Source organism: Collinsella sp. LCP19S3_A6 (assembly GCF_052122015.1).
Lineage (GTDB): Bacteria > Actinomycetota > Coriobacteriia > Coriobacteriales > Coriobacteriaceae > Collinsella.
Window position 1 is genome coordinate 1 of record NZ_JBQKDD010000011.1, and the last position, 17,323, is coordinate 17,323.

Annotated in this window: 20 protein-coding genes and 1 tRNA gene; 5 read left to right on the plus strand and 16 right to left on the minus strand. The window is 63.6% G+C overall.

What is annotated here, in order from left to right; genetic code table 11:
• Both ACTQVX_RS07395 and ACTQVX_RS07400 read left to right on the plus strand, forming a co-directional pair.
• On the plus strand, nucleotides 1-381 hold a 381-nt coding region (locus ACTQVX_RS07395; RefSeq protein ID WP_441560729.1), incomplete at its 5' end, for a winged helix-turn-helix domain-containing protein.
• The gene (locus ACTQVX_RS07400) at nucleotides 365-1,660 is read left to right on the plus strand and encodes a sensor histidine kinase (RefSeq protein ID WP_441560731.1); all 1,296 of its coding nucleotides are present in this window, start codon (nucleotides 365-367) and stop codon (nucleotides 1,658-1,660) included. The genes ACTQVX_RS07395 and ACTQVX_RS07400, both read left to right, overlap by 17 nt.
• Nucleotides 1,661-1,954: 294 nt before the next feature.
• Here ACTQVX_RS07400 and ACTQVX_RS07405 read toward each other — a convergent pair whose 3' ends face one another.
• Complete coding sequence (locus tag ACTQVX_RS07405; protein ID WP_427718886.1) at nucleotides 1,955-2,329, minus strand: VOC family protein; 375 nt, start codon at nucleotides 2,327-2,329, stop codon at nucleotides 1,955-1,957.
• Between the two features lie 11 nt (nucleotides 2,330-2,340).
• The gene (locus ACTQVX_RS07410) at nucleotides 2,341-2,628 is read right to left on the minus strand and encodes a PTS sugar transporter subunit IIB (RefSeq protein ID WP_055252380.1); all 288 of its coding nucleotides are present in this window, start codon (nucleotides 2,626-2,628) and stop codon (nucleotides 2,341-2,343) included.
• Nucleotides 2,629-2,791: 163 nt separating this feature from the next.
• Between ACTQVX_RS07410 and ACTQVX_RS07415 the strand changes: the two genes are divergently transcribed.
• Together ACTQVX_RS07415 and ACTQVX_RS07420 are read left to right on the plus strand one after the other, a co-directional pair.
• Complete coding sequence (locus ACTQVX_RS07415; RefSeq protein WP_427718884.1) at nucleotides 2,792-3,415, plus strand: hypothetical protein; 624 nt, start codon at nucleotides 2,792-2,794, stop codon at nucleotides 3,413-3,415.
• A 31-nt stretch (nucleotides 3,416-3,446) separates the two neighbouring features.
• Nucleotides 3,447-3,531, plus strand: a tRNA-Leu gene (locus tag ACTQVX_RS07420).
• A gap of 149 nt (nucleotides 3,532-3,680) precedes the next feature.
• Here the strand turns inward: ACTQVX_RS07420 and ACTQVX_RS07425 are convergent.
• The 5 genes from ACTQVX_RS07425 to larC form a co-directional block, all read right to left on the minus strand.
• Nucleotides 3,681-4,682, minus strand: coding sequence for a Ppx/GppA phosphatase family protein (locus ACTQVX_RS07425; RefSeq protein WP_441540191.1), 1,002 nt, complete (start codon nucleotides 4,680-4,682; stop codon nucleotides 3,681-3,683).
• A gap of 19 nt (nucleotides 4,683-4,701) precedes the next feature.
• Nucleotides 4,702-5,463 carry a hypothetical protein gene (locus ACTQVX_RS07430; protein ID WP_441540190.1) on the minus strand — a complete coding sequence of 254 codons (762 nt, stop codon included), beginning with the start codon at nucleotides 5,461-5,463 and terminating at the stop codon, nucleotides 4,702-4,704.
• 168 nt (nucleotides 5,464-5,631) lie between these two features.
• Entirely contained in the window at nucleotides 5,632-6,492 is an 861-nt protein-coding gene (mazG, locus tag ACTQVX_RS07435; RefSeq protein ID WP_441560733.1) for a nucleoside triphosphate pyrophosphohydrolase, read from the minus strand.
• Between the two features lie 2 nt (nucleotides 6,493-6,494).
• Entirely contained in the window at nucleotides 6,495-7,043 is a 549-nt protein-coding gene (gene yfcE / locus ACTQVX_RS07440) for a phosphodiesterase (RefSeq protein ID WP_441547332.1), read from the minus strand.
• A 59-nt stretch (nucleotides 7,044-7,102) separates the two neighbouring features.
• Nucleotides 7,103-7,588, minus strand: a complete 486-nt coding sequence (gene larC, locus ACTQVX_RS07445; protein WP_441560735.1) for a nickel insertion protein — start codon at nucleotides 7,586-7,588, stop codon at nucleotides 7,103-7,105.
• Nucleotides 7,589-7,926: 338 nt separating this feature from the next.
• On the opposite strand from larC, the gene ACTQVX_RS07450 reads away from it, so the two are divergent.
• Entirely contained in the window at nucleotides 7,927-8,838 is a 912-nt protein-coding gene (locus tag ACTQVX_RS07450; protein WP_441560737.1) for a hypothetical protein, read from the plus strand.
• Nucleotides 8,839-8,948: 110 nt separating this feature from the next.
• Here the strand turns inward: ACTQVX_RS07450 and hisE are convergent, their stop codons facing one another.
• The 9 genes from hisE to hisG all read right to left on the minus strand — a co-directional run bounded on the left by hisE (nucleotide 8,949) and on the right by hisG (nucleotide 17,112).
• Nucleotides 8,949-9,266: a phosphoribosyl-ATP diphosphatase gene (gene hisE, locus ACTQVX_RS07455; protein ID WP_006235893.1), complete on the minus strand. Its 318-nt coding sequence runs from the start codon at nucleotides 9,264-9,266 to the stop codon at nucleotides 8,949-8,951.
• Nucleotides 9,267-9,312: 46 nt separating this feature from the next.
• A complete protein-coding gene (gene hisI / locus ACTQVX_RS07460) occupies nucleotides 9,313-9,642 on the minus strand; it encodes a phosphoribosyl-AMP cyclohydrolase (protein ID WP_154515095.1) in 330 nt (109 codons plus the stop codon).
• A gap of 142 nt (nucleotides 9,643-9,784) precedes the next feature.
• On the minus strand, nucleotides 9,785-10,567 hold the full coding sequence (hisF, locus tag ACTQVX_RS07465) for an imidazole glycerol phosphate synthase subunit HisF (protein WP_117769949.1): 783 nt from the start codon (nucleotides 10,565-10,567) through the stop codon (nucleotides 9,785-9,787).
• 3 nt (nucleotides 10,568-10,570) lie between these two features.
• Nucleotides 10,571-11,314, minus strand: a complete 744-nt coding sequence (locus ACTQVX_RS07470; protein WP_441560739.1) for a HisA/HisF-related TIM barrel protein — start codon at nucleotides 11,312-11,314, stop codon at nucleotides 10,571-10,573.
• Nucleotides 11,311-12,012 carry an imidazole glycerol phosphate synthase subunit HisH gene (hisH, locus tag ACTQVX_RS07475; RefSeq protein ID WP_441560741.1) on the minus strand — a complete coding sequence of 234 codons (702 nt, stop codon included), beginning with the start codon at nucleotides 12,010-12,012 and terminating at the stop codon, nucleotides 11,311-11,313. The genes ACTQVX_RS07470 and hisH overlap by 4 nt, the downstream gene beginning before the upstream one ends.
• A 137-nt stretch (nucleotides 12,013-12,149) precedes the next feature.
• On the minus strand, nucleotides 12,150-12,737 hold the full coding sequence (gene hisB, locus ACTQVX_RS07480) for an imidazoleglycerol-phosphate dehydratase HisB (protein WP_441540184.1): 588 nt from the start codon (nucleotides 12,735-12,737) through the stop codon (nucleotides 12,150-12,152).
• Entirely contained in the window at nucleotides 12,738-13,853 is a 1,116-nt protein-coding gene (gene hisC, locus ACTQVX_RS07485) for a histidinol-phosphate transaminase (protein ID WP_441540183.1), read from the minus strand.
• Nucleotide 13,854: 1 nt separating this feature from the next.
• Nucleotides 13,855-15,291, minus strand: a complete 1,437-nt coding sequence (hisD, locus tag ACTQVX_RS07490; RefSeq protein ID WP_152067999.1) for a histidinol dehydrogenase — start codon at nucleotides 15,289-15,291, stop codon at nucleotides 13,855-13,857.
• Between the two features lie 105 nt (nucleotides 15,292-15,396).
• Nucleotides 15,397-17,112 (minus strand): ATP phosphoribosyltransferase, encoded by a 1,716-nt coding sequence (gene hisG, locus ACTQVX_RS07495; RefSeq protein ID WP_441540182.1) that lies wholly within the window; start codon nucleotides 17,110-17,112, stop codon nucleotides 15,397-15,399.
• Between the last annotated feature and the right edge of the window lie 211 nt (nucleotides 17,113-17,323).

The window sequence follows — 17,323 nt, forward strand, 5'->3', positions numbered from 1 at the left end:
GGCATGGCGGGCGGCGCGGGCGGCGACGCCGCTGCGGTACCCCCGGTCAGCGAGTCGACCAAGGCTTCCGTCGCGCCCTCCCCCGCCGCGCTCACCGTGGGCTCGGTCGTGCTCGACCCCGACCGCCGCGAAGTCACGGTCGGCGGCTCGCCCATCGCGCTCACGGCCCGCGAGTTCGACGTTCTCGCCCTGCTTATGGCACATGCCGAAACCGTGCTCACACGCGAGCGCATCGCGCACGAGGCGCTGGGCTACGAATACGTGGGCGACACCAACAACGTCGACGTGCACATCGCGCACCTGCGTGCCAAGATCGAGGACGCCGGCGGCGCCCGCATCATCCAGACCGTACGCGGGGTGGGCTATGCCTGCCGTGCGTAACGCCGAGGCCAAGCGTGTCACCTCCATCGCCCGCGCCATCAACTGGAGCTATATATGGCGCCGCCTGATGAGCTACGTCTGGCTCGATCTGCTGCTGATGGTGATTGCGGCGGCGATCCTCGTCTATGGATACAACCAGACGCTGCCCGACGGCGCGTTTACCGCAGGATGGATCCCCGGCGCCGCCGTTCACGGCATGTCGCTGAAGCCCGCGCGCGACTGGGACCTGACAACGCTCACCTATACCGTCGAACTTGCGCGTACCACCAAGACCTTCCCCCTCGCGCAGGACCTCGTCACGCTATGGCCTCTCTACCTTGTCGTTGTGGGTTGGCAGGTCATCAGCGTGCTCAACATGCTCGGCGGCGCGAGGCACGTGCGTCGCACCATGGCACCGCTCAACGACTTGGCCCTGCGCGTGGACGAACTCGGCCGCACGCAACTCTCCGGCGGCAAGATGGAAACACTGGAGCAGGCCATCGAGCGCGCGAGTGTCGACTCGCCAAGCGTCACCACCGGCGACGCCGACCTGGCAAGCATCGAGGTCGCGCTCAACCGGCTGCTGCGCCAGATGCAAGAGGCCAAGCTGCAGCAGATGCGCTTTGTCAACGATGCAAGCCACGAGCTGCGCACGCCCATCGCGGTGATTCAGGGCTACGTAAACATGCTCGACCGCTGGGGCAAAGACGACCCGGACGTGCTGGCGGAATCCATCGCGTCCCTCAAGGCCGAAAGCGAGCATATGCAGGAGCTCGTGGAGCAGCTGCTGTTTTTGGCACGCGGCGATGCCGGGCGCACGGTCCTGCGGCGTGCGCATACCAACCTGGCCGCACTAGTCGGCGAGGTGTGCGAGGAGTCGCAGATGATCGACGCCGCGCACACGTATCGGCTGGCTTTTGACGCTGCATTTGCCAACGATCCGCGCTGCGACGCACCTGTCGACGTGGCGCTTGTGAAGCAGGCTCTGCGCGTGATCGTGCAGAACGCCGCCAAGTATTCGAACGCGGGAACGACCGTCACGTTTGCCATAACTCCCGATACGGGCACGGGCACGATCGACATAAGTGTTGAGGACGAAGGTATCGGTATGAACCAGGAGTCCGCAGCTCACGCGTTTGAACGGTTCTACCGCGCCGACAACGCACGCGATGCCGGCGCGCAGGGCTCGGGCCTGGGGCTTGCCATTGCTAAGTGGATTGTCGATAGCCATGGCGGCGCCATTGGCGTGACCTCGGTCGAGGGCGTCGGTAGCCGCTTTACGATTCGCCTGCCACGGTAGGAAGCCCCCTCGTGAATCGAGGTCTAATACTTTTCCAGAGAAGTGAACGAGCGTATTTGGACCCCTGAAGCATCCACATTTTTCGACGGGAAAGTCGCAGGATTCCAGCATCAAAACCGCAGGAAACGGTACCCTCAAAGTGTCGATCCTTCGGGGGTCCAATTCTGCTCGTTCACTTCTCGGGAAAAGTATTAGACCCCGATTTCATGTCCCCTCAAAAGGTCGCCCCCTCGGCATAAAAAAGGGATAGGTCCATGCGGCCCTATCCCTTTTTTCGTTATAGCAGCTTGCGCGCTACTCGCGACACAGGTGCACGGCGAAGCCGGCGAACTCGCGCTTAAAGTACACAAGCTTGGTGCCGCCGTCGGGCAGCAGCACGCGCGACTCCTCGTTGACCTCGAGCCCGTGCTCGGCAAACCACTTCTCGGCAGCATCGATGTCGTTGACGGCAAAGCCTATGTGGCCCTTGGCGCCACGACCGTTCTGCTTCATGATCTCGACCAGCGAGTCATTAAAGTACGAAATCGGGGTCTCGCTGACGGGCAGGCCCATCATCGTCGAGAACAGCTCCGCGATCTCCAGAGCGTCTGCCGGGTCGGTGGCGTTAATGCCCACATGGGCAACGCGCATGCCAAAGAGCTCGACCGGGTTGGCGTTCTGCTCGTTCATACAGGCAGCGTCTACTGAGCCATGACGTCGAGAACGGCCTTCTCGGCAGCGACGCGGTTCATGCCGGTCATAAAGGGCACGCCGCTCACGTACGGGCAGGTGAGGCCCTCGGGGGCAACGGTGGTGGCGATCAGCAGGTCGGCGCCCTCGTCGCAAGCGTCTTTGGCCTCGGAAATGGCGCACTGCACGATCTCATACTTGCCGGCGTAACCGTTGGCGTCGAGCATGGTGGCGACCTTCTGGGCAACGAGCGTGGAAGTAGCAGCGCCAGCACCGCAAGCCAAAACGATCTTCTTCATAGGTAATGTCTCCCTTCATGGTTTACTTTAGGTAAGTGTACCGCAGCGAGCGATGGCGCTCGGCCTCGATGCACTTTTGTGCCAGTTTGCTTGCACGCTGCGTATAATACATCTAGTAGGTTTTGTCATACCGCTTGTTTTACGAGCGACCGAGGAGCTCAATATGCCCGATTCCCGCACACTCTGGACCGTCGTCGTTGTCATCTGTATCGCCGTGTCGCTGCTCTTTAGCATCAAAAAACGCACCACGTTTAAACGCCTGCAGCGGCTCATGGCCGCCAAACAGTGGGACGAGTTCGATCGTTTGCTCGACGGCAAACTCACCAGCATGCTGTACCCGCGCTACAACCGCGACTACCTGCGCCTGAACTCCTATCTGCTGCGCGAGGACCACGAGCGCGCCGACGAGATGTTTGACCTGCTGCTGGGGCTCAACCTGCCCAAGATGCAGCGCGTCGATCTGGTGATCAAGGCCTTTAACTACTACGTTGGCCAGGAGGACCGCAAAAAGTCCAAGGAGCTGCTGCACGAGATCAAGGGCTTTGAGGGTGGCCAAGCCGAGGCAGTCGCGCACGAATGCCAGCTGATGTACGACACGATGATCCTCAAGCGCCACAACGACATTCCCGAGCTGGAGCGCATGCTCGAGGATGTCGGCAACGACCCGGTCAAGCGCTGCCGACTGGAGTACCTGCTGGCCCTGCAGTACCAAAACAAGGGCGACGAGGCAAAGTTCCAAGAGTTCCTCGAAAAGTCGGGCCAACACTCGATGGCCGTCAACGCGTAACGGACGGCTTGTGCTAGACTTCTAGTCTTACGGGGGCGTGGCGGAATTGGCATACGCAGGAGACTTAAAATCTCTCGCCGCAAGGATTGTGGGTTCGAGTCCCACCGCCCCTACCACGTATTGTTTACGAGCCCGTGTCCCTTTGGAATGCGGGCTCGTTTCTTTTGGACACCGTCAAGCCTCTAAGTTGCGGTGGAATAGTTCCTGTTTTGGCAGTTTATCAGCCCATTTAGGAACTATTTCACCGCAACTTATGAGGGGATAGTTAAAGGACGCTGAGGCTGGGGGTCCAGGCGATGGTGGGGGTCGCGCCGTCGAGAACCTCGTTGATGGTGGCGGCCATTCCGGCGAGCAGGCTGTTCTCGCTTACAGTGAGCGCGTCGTAGCCGCCGGCTCGCATGAGCTCGCGAATCACCACAGCACCAGCCAGGATCACGCCCGCACGCTTGGGTTGCACGCCTGGCAACGCGGCGATGCCCGCGACATCCAGCGAGGACATGCGCTCGATAGCGGCCGAAACCTGGTCCAGCGAAAGCTCGCGCAGGTGCACAAAACTCGAATCATACGGCTCCAGCTCGTGAACGAGCGCAACGAGCGTGGTGACGGTGCCACCCACCGCGACCAGGCGCTCGGCTCGCTCAAAGTCGACCGGCAAGCTCTTAAAGTAGCCCGCAAACTGCTCGTTTGCCCACGCGCCAGCGGCGGCAAGCTCGCTGCCCGTTGGCGGCAGCGCCGAGAAAAACCGCTCCGTCACGCGGCGACAACCGATGTCCAGCGAGCGCGTTCCCTCCAGCGCAAAGATCCCACGCTCCGGCGCATAGACGCCCGTCGCGAGCTCCGTGGATCCGCCACCCGAATCGGCAACAATGATGCGCTCGCCGGCAAAGTCGTGCGCCACGCCAAAAAACGTCAGGCGCGCCTCGACCTCGCCCGGAATCACCTGCGGCTCGAGCCCCAGCTCGCGCAGGCCGTCCAGCAGCAGCGCGGCATTGGACGCATCGCGCGCGGCGCTCGTGCACGTGGTGCAGATGCACGCGGCCCCAAAGGCACGGGCCTCGTCCACAAACATTCGGCACGCAGCGAGCACGCGCCCAACGGCCGCCTCGCAAAAGCGCCCCGTTGCGTCCACGCCCTCGCCCAAGTCGGTAATCTCGGTATGCTTGGACGATTCCACGATCGCCCCGTCCTCGACCTGGGCCAGCACCAGTCGCGACGACACCGTTCCCAGGTCAATCGCCGCCACCTTATATCGTTTGCAATTCGTCATTGCGGCCCCCCTCCGGGCGCTACTCGCCATTGGACACGACTGCCTGGCCCTCGACGCCGTTAAATCCAAACAGCATGTCGAGCGTCTGGATGTACCACGGCGCGTCCTTGCCGACCTCTTCGATTTCCTTGGCAACTTCGCTGGCCTTCTTGGCGTTCGACGACTTCTGGCTCGACGAGGTATCGGAATCGTCGTCCAGGCCCTGCACTTCAATCCTCTTCTCGCCGGGCATCACCAGACCCAGGTCCTCGGTCGCCGCGTCCTTAATGCCCTCCTCCGAGAGCAGCTTGTCGACGCTTTTTTGCAGGTCGTCATTATATTGCTCGCGAATCTCGACCTGCTTGGCCAAGATGTCGCTCGAGCGTTTTGCCACATACAGGTCGCGCACCGGGAAGTACAGGCTCACGAGCGCCAGGGCGACGACAATGCCAACAAACAGCCCTCGCTGGGGACCGTGGGTAAAATCATAGATTGCCTTGACCACCGCGTTATCGTTGGCGTAGTGCATAAAGTCCGAGCCCGAAAGACGGCTTGAGGGACGGCGCGGCTTGTCGGACGCCTGGGTCGAAGGGCGCGACGCATGCTTGGAACGCGATGGGCGCACCGGACTGTCCGAGGAACTATTTGGCTGAGCATTAGGATGCGAAGTCGCCGGCGAGCTATACCTGGAGCGATCAGCGCCAGCATAACCAGACCCGCCAAGCTGCACCGAATGCGCACGGCGAGGTGACGGTTCGCGCGAACCGGCGGAATAGTGCCTGTTGTCGTAAAACTGATCCATGTGCGCCTTGTGCGGTTGAGGTTTGTTTGCGCTAAGTCCTTTAGTTATAGCACGCGGGCGGACCAGCCGGACGAGCCGTAGGACAAATCCATTACTCGAGCGCGCGTGGTCGCCAACGGGCAAGTCGACGGGGCGCCGCCCTTACGCCCCGCCGACCAACACCGTGTCCTACTCCTCTGCCTTTGCGGCATCCCACAGGTCGTTGAGCCCGTGGGTCGAAAGCTCGGCAAGATCAACATGGGCATCGGCCGCCATCTGCTCCATTGCGGCCCAACGGCGGCGGAACTTTGCCGTGCTGGCACGAAGGGCGCTCTCGGCGTCGATGCCCTCCTTGCGCGCAACGTTGACCAGGGCAAAGAGCAGGTCGCCAAACTCCATCTCGCGCTCGGGCGAGCCGGGTTCCTCGGCCTCAAACTCGGCACGTTCCTCGGCGACCTCGTCCCACACGTCCTGGACCGTATCCCACTCAAAGCCCACGGCAGCCGCCTTGCGCGACACCTTCTGAGCCTGCATCAGCGCCGGCAGATGCGTGGGCACGCCGTCGAGCAGGCCCTCGGGCGCAGCCTCGCCCGCCGCCACGGCCTGGTCCTTGGCGGCCTTCTCGGCAAGTTTGACCTCGTCCCAAATCTTGAGCACCTCGTCGGAGTTGTCGACATCCACATTGCCAAACACGTGCGGATGGCGGCGAATGAGCTTGGCGTCGATATCGCGCGCCACGTCGGCCAGCGTAAACTCGCCGGCGTCCGCCGCAATCTGCGCATGCAGCACGACTTGCATGAGCACATCGCCCAGCTCCTCGCGAAGATGGGCCGCGTCATCCGCCTCGATGCAGTCGAGCGCCTCGTAGGCCTCCTCGATCATGTTCTTGCCAATGCTCTGGTGCGTCTGCTCGCGGTCCCACGGGCAGCCGTCGGGCTGACGCAGGCGCCAGATAGTCTGTACCAGATGTTGTAACTCGGCCGATGCATCGACCAGCGTGGACAGGTCGCGCGAACCTTCGGCATTTTGCTGAGCCATGTGCTCGGCCATGGTTAGTCCTCCTCCATGATCACATGGCGGAACGCGCCGCCCTCGTAGATACCATAGCTGTGCGTGCCGTCCTTAGGGATGCTCACGCTGCCGGGATTGAAGAGCCACAGACCCGGGTGTGCGGTGCTTTCCTCGTTGACCTTGACGTGCGTGTGGCCGTAGACGAGCGCGGAGCCCTCGGGCAGCGCGGGCACGTGGTCGACGCTGTTGTGCATGCCGGCGCCAAAGACGTGGCCGTGCGTCAGGAACAGTTCGCGGCCGGTCTCGTCGAACAGTGTGGCGTAGTCGGCCATGACGGGAAAGTCGAGAACCATCTGGTCGACCTCGGCGTCGCAGTTGCCGCGCACCGCGATAATGCGGTCGGCCAGGGCGTTGAGCAACGGAATCACGCGCTTGGGAGCGTAGTCGCGCGGCAGGTCGTTGCGCGGACCATGATAAAGCAGGTCGCCCAGCAGGACGATGCGGTCGGGCTGCTCGGCTTCGATGGCGGCGCAGAGGCGCTCGGTCCAATATGCCGAGCCGTGGATGTCAGAAGCGATGAGGTATTTCATGGAGGTCCTTTCGGGGTGGGGTTGACGTGGCCGGGCGCGGAATGTCGCCACCAGCCGCGTTATTCAAATCGCAGTGCCGCGCTCTGGGCCGCCTGCATCACGCGTTGGAGCGGCACATTGTGCTCACGGGCAAGGTGGGCGCAGTCTTCGTACTCGGGCGCCGCACGCTCACTGCCGTCGGGCAAGGTGGCCACCTTGACGGACACCTCGCCCCACGGCGTCGTTACGCGCTCAAAGTGGCGTGCCAGGCAAACGCGCTCCATAACCTGGCGGCGGATGCCATTGGTCGTGGTTTCCAAAAAGATGATCGTCTGCAGGCGCTCGATATCCTCGTGGGTGCAGATTACCTGCAACTGCCAGCCAGGGCGGCCTTTCTTGCAATAGAGGGGCAGCCAATGCACCTCGCGCGCGCCGGCCTCGCGCAGGCGGTCGGCGGCGTAGGCGAGCACCTCGGGCGACGCGTCGTCGATGTCGCACTCCAGCTTGACGATGGTTTCGGGCGCATCGGTCTCGCGGGATAGCGGAGATGTAGTTCCACGTTGCATACGGTCCGGCTCCTTTCCGCACGGGCTCGTTTTATTCACCCAAACGCTAGCACATCGCGAGCGCCGCAAGTGTGGCGGCGCGCTATGAGCGCGATTTTCCTTGTCTGCAAGAACCGACACTCCACCGCCTCGGCCAAACATGTACATCAGCCTCCAAACATGTCATTTTTTGTCGGTTTTGGAGGCTGAGGTACATGATTCGAAGCAAGGCCGATGTCGCGAGCCCGCCCTTATGCGCCGCCCGTCCTTTCCAGTCGATTTCGGCCCCCGGCGCGTACATCGCACTGGAGGCCGCGCCGTTACAATGGAGCAGATTCGCTTGACGTAAAGGAGCCGCCATGCCTGCCTGCCCGCTGGTCGATTGCCATACTCACACCTCGTTTTCGGACGGACACGCCTCGTTTGAAGACAACGTCCGCGCCGCTGCTGCAGCCGGTTGCCGCACCATGGTCTCGGCCGATCACCTTACCCTGCCTGCCAGTATGGATGCCACCTGCGAGGTGCAGGTTGTCGAGGGCGACCTGCCGGCGCATCGTCTGGCTTTTGAGGATGCCCGCAAGCTTGCCGCGCAGATTGCGCCGGAGCTCGAGCTTGTCTATGGCTTTGAGTGCGATTGGTACGAAGGCTGCGAGCCTTTGGTTGAGCGCTGGTCCCGGGGCGCCGTCGTACGCCTGGGCAGCGTGCATTGGATTGGTAACCCGGGCAATATCATGGCAGGCGCTGCGGGCACGACGGGGACAGAGGGCGTCGCACGCCCCGATACGCCCGACTCACGCTGCGGCTGGATCGACGACGACACCAACCTGCACGTTTGGGAAAACCTGGGCGTGCGCGGCGTGTGGGAGTGCTATGTCGATGACTGGTGCCGCGCCTGCGAAAGCTCGCTCAACTTTGATGTGATGGCTCACCCCGACCTGGTCATGCGCTTTTCGAAGGAAGGCTTTGCGCCCGATTTTGACCCCGCACCGTTTTGGCGGCAGATGGCCGAGTGTGCGCACGATACGGGCCGCCGCGTTGAGGTCTCGACCGCCGCACCGCGCAAGGGGCTCGACGACTACTATCCCGCGACCGGCCTTTTGCGGTGCTTTGCCCATGCTGAGGCGCCCATTACCTTTGGCTCGGATGCGCACCGCGCCTGTGATATTTGCTGGAATATCCGCGAGGCCCAAGCCCATGCCTACGACTGCGGCTACCGAACCTTCGACATCCCCCACCCCACCGGCGAATGGGAGTCCACACCCCTCGCCTAGCCATCCCTTCATAAGTTGCGGTGAAATAGCTCCTATTTATAGCCCTAAGACCGTCAAACAAGAACTATTCCACCGCAACTTCTATGGTCATCGGGGACGTTCTTTAACGACTAGTGGCGGCGGGCGTTGAGTTCGCCGGCCAGCTCGTCGAGGGTAATGCCGTAGCGCTCAAGCGTCACGAGCAGGTGGTAAACCAGGTCGCCAGCCTCGTAGCGAATGTGATCGTGGTCGTTATCCTTGCAGGCCATGATCACCTCGCTCGCCTCCTCGGCAAGCTTCTTGAGCAGCTCATCCTCCACATCGGTCAGCAGTCGAGCGGTATAGCTTTCCTGCGGCGACGCGTCGCGACGACCGTGAATCACCTCGGCCAGCCCCGTTAGCGTCTCGCCGATATTTCCATCCTGAACATTTGCGGTACGCACACCCATGGTTCAATCCTTTCTGGTTGGCCAAGCGCCTGGTCGAGCGCCCGCCCTACGCGAGTTTCTTAAAGAAGCAGGTACGGTTGCCGGTATGGCAGGCCGGACCCGGCGAGTCGACCTTGACCAGCAGCGTGTCGCTATCGCAGTCGGCCCAGAGTTCACGAACCTCCTGCATGTTGCCGCTCGTCGCGCCCTTGTTCCAGAGCTCCTGGCGACTGCGGCTCCAAAACCACGTGGTGCCGGTCTTGAGCGTCAGCCCCACCGACTCCTCGTTCATCCAGGCAACCATGAGCACCTCGCCGGTGTCATACTGCTGAACCACACAAGGAATCAGCCCGCGGGCGTCGTACGCAAGCTTTGAAGGATCGGTTATCTCTTCCATTTCTCTCCCCAAATTCAAACTTCGCAGGTCGGCGAGGGTTGTCCGGGTGCCCGAGATTCCGAGCGACAAGCCCGACGACGCGTACTTAAGTACGCGAGGAGGGTTGGAGCCGGAAGGTCGGGTGCCTGGACAAGCCGCAGCGCTAGAAGTCCAACCTGACAGGGATGCCCTGCGAGGCCATATACTCCTTCACCTGGCGAATGCTGAAGGTTCCAAAGTGAAAGACGCTCGCCGCCAGCACGGCGTCGGCCTCGCCCTCGATCACGCCCTCGGCAAAATGCTCGAGCGTGCCCACGCCACCGCTCGCGATGACGGGGATTGGCACCGCGCGGGCCACGGCGCGGGTGAGCGCCAAATCAAAACCGGCCTTGGTGCCGTCGCGGTCCATGCTGGTGAGCAAGATCTCGCCGGCGCCGCGACGAGCCGCCTCCTCGGCCCACGCCACCGCGTCGATGCCCGTGGCGTTGCGACCGCCCGCCGTAAAGACCTCCCACTTGTCGGCACCGGATGCGCCGGGCAAGCCGACGCGCTTGGCATCGATCGCCACGACCACGGCCTGGCTGCCAAACGCCGCGGCAGCCTGGCTAATCAGCGACGGATCGCGCACGGCCGCCGAGTTGAGCGACACCTTGTCGGCACCGGCGGCAACCATGGTGCGCATGCCCGCCAGGTCGCGAAAGCCGCCGCCCACGGTATAGGGAATGGCGAGCTCCTCGGCCGCATGCGCTGCCATCTCGATGGTCGTCGCGCGGTTGTCGCTCGTGGCAGTAATGTCCAGGAAGACGACCTCGTCCGCACCCTCGCGGTCGTAGGCACGCGCCAGTTCCACCGGATCGCCCGCATCGCGCAAGCTCACAAAGTTAACCCCCTTGACCACGCGGCCGTCCTTGACGTCCAGACAGGGAATTACGCGCTTGGTAAGCATGGGCTACTCCTCCCCTCGGGCGGCGGCCAACGCCTGGGCCAGCGTAAAGTTGCCCTCGTAGAGCGCACGGCCGGTAATGGCGCCTTCAATCGCGCCCTCACCCACCGCGGCCAGTGCGCGGATGTCGTCGAGCGTCGAGATGCCGCCCGAAGCCACGACGGGAAAGCCCGCGACCTCGGCCACATGGCGATACGCCGCCACATCGATACCCGTCTGCATGCCATCGCGCGCGATGTCGGTATACACCAGATGCTTAAAGCCCAGCTCGGAAAGCTGCGCCACGGCATCGTCGAGCGCCACACCTGCGCCGTCGCGCCAGCCGTTCACCTTGACCTGACCGTCGCGCGCGGCGATGTCTGCCACCAGCAACTCGCCAAAGCCTTGGGCTGCCACTTCGGCAAAACCCGGCTCGGTCACCAGCACGGTGCCCAGCGCGATACGGCATGCGCCGTAGCCTGCCAACTCGTCGATGCGCGCAAGCGAGCGGACGCCGCCGCCCACGTCCACGGACAGACCGTCGACGCCGCAGATGGCCTTAATCGCCGCCGAGTTGGCAGTACGTGCGCCCTCGTCCTCGCCAAAGGCAGCGGACAGGTCGACGACGTGCACCCAGTTCGCGCCCTGTTCGGCAAACGAGCGGGCAACGGCCACGGGGTCGTCGGAATATACCTTGCAGCGACTGCGGTCACCGCGCTCCAGGCGCACGACCTTGCCGCCGATCAGATCGATTGCGGGAAACAGGATCATCGGCCAACCTCCTCAACGATGCTCACAAAGTTCTTAAGGATGCGCTGACCCAGCGCGGAGGATTTCTCGGGATGGAACTGGCAGCCCCACACGTTGCCATGGCGAACGATGCACGGGAAGCTCCGCGTATAGTGTGTGCGCGCCAGCACATCGGCGGCATCGGCGTCGTCAGCCACCGCGTAGCTGTGGGTGAAGTACATGTTGGCACCCTCGGCAAAACCGGCAAGCAGCGGATCGGCCGCACCGGCGGGCGTCATGTGCACCTGGTCCCAGCCCACGTGCGGCACCTTCAGTCGGCTCGACTCCAAGCGCGTGCACGAACCGCGCATAATGCCCAGGCCATCGACCCAGGGACCGCCAGCCTGCTCGGGGGCGCTGCCGTCGGCGACCGCGCCCTCGTCCGCAGGCACGCCCTCGTTGCCGCGCTCAAAAAATAGCTGAAGGCCCAGGCAGATGCCGAGCAGCGGAGTTCCGGCGGCAACGGCGTCGAGCACGGCCGCCTCCTCGCCGCTCTGGCGCATAAAGGCGATCGCGTCATAGAACGCACCCACGCCCGGGATGACCAGGCCGTCGGCGCGGCGGATCTGCTCCGGATCGTCCGACGTGCAGGCGGCGGCACCGGCGCGCACAAGCCCGCGCACGACGCTCGACAAGTTGCCCTTGTGGTAGTCGACCACCACGATCTTCGGTTCGCCCACGCGACCCTCCTTTTTCCCATTCAAAACCTGCCAAAAAGGGACAGGTTTATTTTGGTCGGTTAAACGTTCACCCACCGTATGAGACAACATTTCCGCAGATAAAACCTGCCAAAATAAACCTGTCCCTTTTTGGAAGGCTACAGCGAGCCCTTGGTGCTGGGGATGCCCTGCACGCGGGGATCGAGCTCGCAGGCGTGGCGCATCGTGCGGCCCACGGCCTTAAAGGCGGCCTCGATAATGTGATGCGAGTTGCCGCCTGCGAACTCGCGCACGTGCAGCGTGAGCTTGGCATCGCGCGCAAAGGCATAGAAGAACTCGACGGCCAGCTCGGTATCGAAGCTGCCCACACGTTCGGTCGGCACGGGCAGCTCGCAGTAGGCCTGGCCGCGACCCGAAATGTCCACGGCGGCCATCACGAGCGTCTCGTCCATGGCAATCGCCGCGTCTGCAAAGCGCGTAATACCCGCCTTGTCGCCCAGCGCTTGGCAAAACGCCTCACCCAGCACAATGCCCGTGTCCTCGACGGTATGGTGCGCGTCGACCTCCACGTCGCCTACTGCATGCACCGTCAAATCAAACAGGCCATGGCGGCCAAAGGCGTTGAGCATGTGGTCGAAAAACGGCACTCCGGTCGAGATATCGCACACGCCGCATCCGTCCAGGTCGAGTTTGACAACAATATCGGTCTCCCCCGTCTTGCGGGTCACCTCGGCATAACGGCTCATCTACATCTCCTCCTTCACCAGCGCGGCAAACGCAGCCAGCACCTCATCGTTTTCCTGCGGGGTGCCCACGGTAATGCGCAGACAGTCCGCAAGCCCCGGCGCGTAGCTAAAGTCGCGCACCAAAATCGAATACTCGTCGCGCAGGCGCTCACGCACGCGCGTAGCATGCGGCGTGCGCACGAGCACAAAGTTCGCTGCACTCGGCCATGCCTCCACGGGCAGACCCCCGGCAGCCATTGCGCGCAGGGCACACAGTTCGCGCTCGCGCTCGGATGCGACCTGTGCCACCACGGGCGCATACGCATCGCGGGCGCGCACGCAGGCAAGCGCCGCCGCCTGGCTCAGCACGTTGACCGAATAGATCTGGCGAATCGCCGCGAACACGTCGATGACCTCGGGCGCCGCAATCACATAGCCCAGACGCGTGCCGGCGGCGCCAAACGCCTTGGACAGCGTATGCAGGATCACCAGGTTGGGATGCTCGGAGATAAGTCCCTGCGCTGTGGTGGCCGCGCCAAACGAATCATCGGCAAACTCCACGTAGGCCTCGTCGACCATCACCATGCCGGGGCACGCATCGCACAGGGCCGCGACAAAGTCGAGCGGCGCCACATCACCCGTGGGGTTATTGGGCGAGGTCACAATGGCCAAGTTGCACTCGGGCACCGCCGCGAGCACGGCAGCCTGGTCGAGCTCAAAGGTCGCCGGGTCGCGCCACACGTCGCGCACCTCGGTCTGGCAGAGCGACGCAAAGAACGCATACTCGCTAAAACACGGTGGGCAGTTGAGCAGGGTCCGCCCCGCGCCGCCAAACGCCAGCAGGTAGTTATAGAGCAGCTCGTCGCCGCCGTTGCCCACGCAGATATTCTCGCGCGCCACGCCATGCCAAGCGGCAAGCTCGTCGCGCAGGTCGTTCGACATGGGATCGGGGTAGCGGTTGAGCGGCGTGGCAGCCAGGGCGGCGTCGACCGCCTCGCGCACGCCAGCCGGCACGGGATAGGTGTTCTCGTTGGCCGAAAGGTTGATGCGCGTGGGCGTAAAGTTGGGGTTGTAGGGCTCAATGCCAGCCAAGTAGGGCTGGACGAGCTCCTTCATGCGAGACGTCAGCTCGGCCATATTAGGCCTCCTCGCCGGTCGCGCCAGCGCCATCCGCGCTTGCAGCCGCTAGGTCCACACCCTCGGCGACCGTCGCCACGGCGTCGCCCGGCCAGGCGACCTTGGTCAGGTCGGCCGCGGCCAGAGACTCAGCACTCACGGCACCCTCGCCCTGCTCCAGCACACGGCGACGCAGCGCGGCGGAAAGCGCGTGCGCCCACAGGCCCTCGGCCTCGGCCAGGCGCTGCGTCGCGGGAGCGTCCGAGAGCAGGCCCTCGGGCGTATAGCAAATGACGCTCGAGCGCTTGACGAATTCTTCGACCGAAAGCGGGTTGGAGAACATGGCCGTGCCGCCGGTCGGCAGCGTGTGGTTGGGGCCGGCAACATAATCGCCAAGCGGCTCGGAGCTCCAAGCGCCCACAAAGATGGCGCCGGCGTTGCGAATGCCGCCGAGCAGGCCCATCGCATCCTTGCAGTGCAGCTCCAGGTGTTCGGGCGCCACGGTGTTCACCGCCTCGACGGCAGCAGCCATATCGGCGGCCACCACGATGGTGCCCTCGTTGTCGAGCGAGGCGCGCGTGATCTCGGCACGCGGGGACTGTGCCACCAAAATGTCGATACCCGCCTCGACCTCGCGCGCAAACTGCTCGTCGCAGGTCACCAGATAGCAGGCTGCTAGCGGATCGTGCTCGGCCTGGGCCATCAGGTCGGCCGCGACCACCATGGGCTTGGCCGTGGCATCTGCCAGCACGCAGACCTCGGAGGGACCGGCGACCATGTCGATGCCCACGTCGCCCGAGACAATCTGCTTGGCCGCGGCAACAAAGGCGTTGCCCGGACCGGTGATTTTGTCGACGCGAGGAATGGTCTCGGTACCGTATGCCAGCGCGGCCACGGCCTGGGCGCCGCCCACCATATAGATTTCGTCCACGCCGCCGAGCTTTGCCGCCGCGAGCGTGTAGGGACTGATCAGGCCATCTTTTTGCGGCGGGGTCACCATGACCACGCGCTCGACGCCGGCGACCTTGGCGGGAATGGCATTCATGAGCACCGTGGAGGGATACTGCGCGCGACCGCCCGGCACGTAGATGCCGGCCGCCGCAAGCGGGGTCACCTTAACGCCGAGCATGGTGCCATCTGCACGCGTGGTAAACCAGCTCTGCTCGACCTCGCGCTGGTGGAACTCGCGAATCTGGCGCGCAGCCTTCTCGAGCGCCGCGACAAAGGCCGGATCGAGGCCCTCGAGCGCGGCATCGATCTGCTCTTGCGGCAGACGGAAGCTCTGCAGCTCAACACCATCAAAACGCTGACAGTAGTCGCGCACCGCGGCATCGCCGTTGGCGCGCACGTTGGCCACGATATCGCGGGCGGCGTCGACGATGTTTTGCGGCAGCACGCCCTTACGGTTGAGCTGGTTGGTAACGAGACGCTCACCGGGAGCAAGCTTGATAGTCTTCATATCGGTATCCCCTATCGGTCGAGGTTGTGTTCGAAAAACGAGAGGCCGGGCGGCGGCGCCCATCGGCCCGCAGCCCAGACGTTGGGGCGCCCGTGCGTGCTCGCGCTATTGTGCCGAGCCCGCAACGGGCTCAAAATGCTTATCCTTAACGGCCGCCGCCAAGCGATCTGCCAGATTGCGTACGCGCGGATCCAAGCGAGCGGCACCCGGGTTGACAAAAAAGCGCGCCGTGCAGTCCATAATGCGGCCGGTGATGACCAAATCGTTGTCGCGCAGCGTGGCACCCGTAGCGGTAATATCCACGATGCGATCGGTCATGCCGACGATGGGGCCCAGCTCGATGTTACCGTGCAGCGAGACGATATCGGCGTTCACACCGCGCTCGGCATACCAGGCACTCGCGATGCGCGGATATTTGGTAGCCACGCGAAGCGACCCGCGGCGGGCATAGTTGCGCTCGGCCTGACCGGCGCGCCACGCGGGCTCCGCCTCGATAAAGGTGCACAGGCCATAGCCCAAGTCGACCAGCTGCAGCAGGTTGAGGTCGGCCTCGATGAGCGAATCCCAGCCGCAGATGCCGCAATCGGCGCCACCGCAGCCCACAAAGGCGGGCGCATCGCTGGGTCGCACGATAACAAACTCGATATCGCCGACCGTGCCCTCACCGGCACGCGTGTCGCGACCGCGCACAATCAGGTGACGGCCGGGGTCACGCAACTCAGAGACGTCCAGGCCCGCGGCCTCGAGCACGTCGAGCGTGTCAGCCTTAAGCGAGCCCTTGGGCACGGCAATGCGCAGCGGACCCTCGGCGCCACGGCCCGCGGCGTGATCGCCGTCGGAAGCAGCGTCCTCTGCCGAGGTACGCGCGGCCTCCAAACGCTCGAGCGAAAAGGCGAAGCCCGCCGCCGGCACCTCGATGCCGCCGCCAAATGCACCGGTAAAGATGGAGTCGTAGCGTCCGCCCGAACCGACCGGATCGGGCAAGCCACCGGCATAGGCCTTAAAGACCAGGCCCGTGTAGTAATCGAAAGAGTTCATAATGGAGAAATCGAACGACAGCACCTGGGCGTCCTCGGGAGCCAAACCCTCGACCAGGGCACGCAGCTCGCGCGTCGGCGGCGCGGCGATACCGGCGGCCTCCAGCAGCGCGTCCACGCGGTCGAGCACCTCGGCACCACCGTGCAGGCGCGGCAGCTCGCTAATGGCGGCCTTGACGGCATCAGACTCGGTGCTGGCAGCCACGCGGGCATCGAGACCCACAAAGTCGTTGGCATGCACGCAGCGCAGGGCCTCGGCTGCCAGCTCGCGATCCTCGCACACCGCGAGCAGCTCCTTAAAAGGACGCACGCTACCTGCGATAATACGAGCATCGGGAAGCGCCAGCTTACGCACGGCCTCGGCCACCAGCGAAACAATCTCTACATCGCCCGCGGTATCGCCCGCACCGATAAGCTCAAAGCCCAGCTGCGTAAACTGACGCGAGCCACCGGCATTGCGCTGGCACTCGCGAACCACCGGCGCCTCGTAGCGAAGGCGCAGGGGCAGATCGGCCGCACGCATGCGGGTCGAAACCAGGCGCACGATCGGCAGCGTGTTGTCGGGACGGACCACCAGCAGGCGACCGTCGTCATCAAAGAGCTTAAACGGCGTGTCCGCAATGCGGCCGCCCTCCTCGAGCGAACCCTTGTCCTCGAGCAGCGGCGTCTCGACCGGAAGGTAATGATGCTCCCTTAAGCAGCCCTTCACCGTATACGCGATCTCCTCGCGTGCCTGAGCCTCCTCGGGCAATATGTCCCGGAATCCCCACGGTGTGGCCGTCATCTGGTGAGCCTCCTCATGCTGTGTTTCTTATAGAACAGAAGACCGGCATAGCTCCGCCGGTCTTCTGGGTACTTTAGCATACTAGAGTGCTTGCGGGGAGAACCGTCCCCCTCGGCTCACAGCGTATTCATTTGGAAACAATGGAGGAGGCACATCCCGCCCGCCGGCCAAAAACTGGGATGCGGTTTCCGGTTGAGACTTCTGGCGGAAA

Excerpts from the sequence above, each read along its gene's own strand:
- ACTQVX_RS07400 (WP_441560731.1), top strand. The coding sequence starts at position 365 with ATGCCTGCCGTGCGTAACGCCGAGGCCAAGCGTGTCACCTCCATCGCC.
- ACTQVX_RS07405 (WP_427718886.1), bottom strand. The coding sequence starts at position 2,329 with ATGAACGAGCAGAACGCCAACCCGGTCGAGCTCTTTGGCATGCGCGTT.
- ACTQVX_RS07410 (WP_055252380.1), bottom strand. The coding sequence starts at position 2,628 with ATGAAGAAGATCGTTTTGGCTTGCGGTGCTGGCGCTGCTACTTCCACG.
- ACTQVX_RS07415 (WP_427718884.1), top strand. The coding sequence starts at position 2,792 with ATGCCCGATTCCCGCACACTCTGGACCGTCGTCGTTGTCATCTGTATC.
- ACTQVX_RS07425 (WP_441540191.1), bottom strand. The coding sequence starts at position 4,682 with ATGACGAATTGCAAACGATATAAGGTGGCGGCGATTGACCTGGGAACG.
- ACTQVX_RS07430 (WP_441540190.1), bottom strand. The coding sequence starts at position 5,463 with ATGGATCAGTTTTACGACAACAGGCACTATTCCGCCGGTTCGCGCGAA.
- mazG (WP_441560733.1), bottom strand. The coding sequence starts at position 6,492 with ATGGCCGAGCACATGGCTCAGCAAAATGCCGAAGGTTCGCGCGACCTG.
- yfcE (WP_441547332.1), bottom strand. The coding sequence starts at position 7,043 with ATGAAATACCTCATCGCTTCTGACATCCACGGCTCGGCATATTGGACC.
- larC (WP_441560735.1), bottom strand. The coding sequence starts at position 7,588 with ATGCAACGTGGAACTACATCTCCGCTATCCCGCGAGACCGATGCGCCC.
- ACTQVX_RS07450 (WP_441560737.1), top strand. The coding sequence starts at position 7,927 with ATGCCTGCCTGCCCGCTGGTCGATTGCCATACTCACACCTCGTTTTCG.
- hisE (WP_006235893.1), bottom strand. The coding sequence starts at position 9,266 with ATGGGTGTGCGTACCGCAAATGTTCAGGATGGAAATATCGGCGAGACG.
- hisI (WP_154515095.1), bottom strand. The coding sequence starts at position 9,642 with ATGGAAGAGATAACCGATCCTTCAAAGCTTGCGTACGACGCCCGCGGG.
- hisF (WP_117769949.1), bottom strand. The coding sequence starts at position 10,567 with ATGCTTACCAAGCGCGTAATTCCCTGTCTGGACGTCAAGGACGGCCGC.
- ACTQVX_RS07470 (WP_441560739.1), bottom strand. The coding sequence starts at position 11,314 with ATGATCCTGTTTCCCGCAATCGATCTGATCGGCGGCAAGGTCGTGCGC.
- hisB (WP_441540184.1), bottom strand. The coding sequence starts at position 12,737 with ATGAGCCGTTATGCCGAGGTGACCCGCAAGACGGGGGAGACCGATATT.
- hisC (WP_441540183.1), bottom strand. The coding sequence starts at position 13,853 with ATGGCCGAGCTGACGTCTCGCATGAAGGAGCTCGTCCAGCCCTACTTG.
- hisD (WP_152067999.1), bottom strand. The coding sequence starts at position 15,291 with ATGAAGACTATCAAGCTTGCTCCCGGTGAGCGTCTCGTTACCAACCAG.
- hisG (WP_441540182.1), bottom strand. The coding sequence starts at position 17,112 with ATGACGGCCACACCGTGGGGATTCCGGGACATATTGCCCGAGGAGGCT.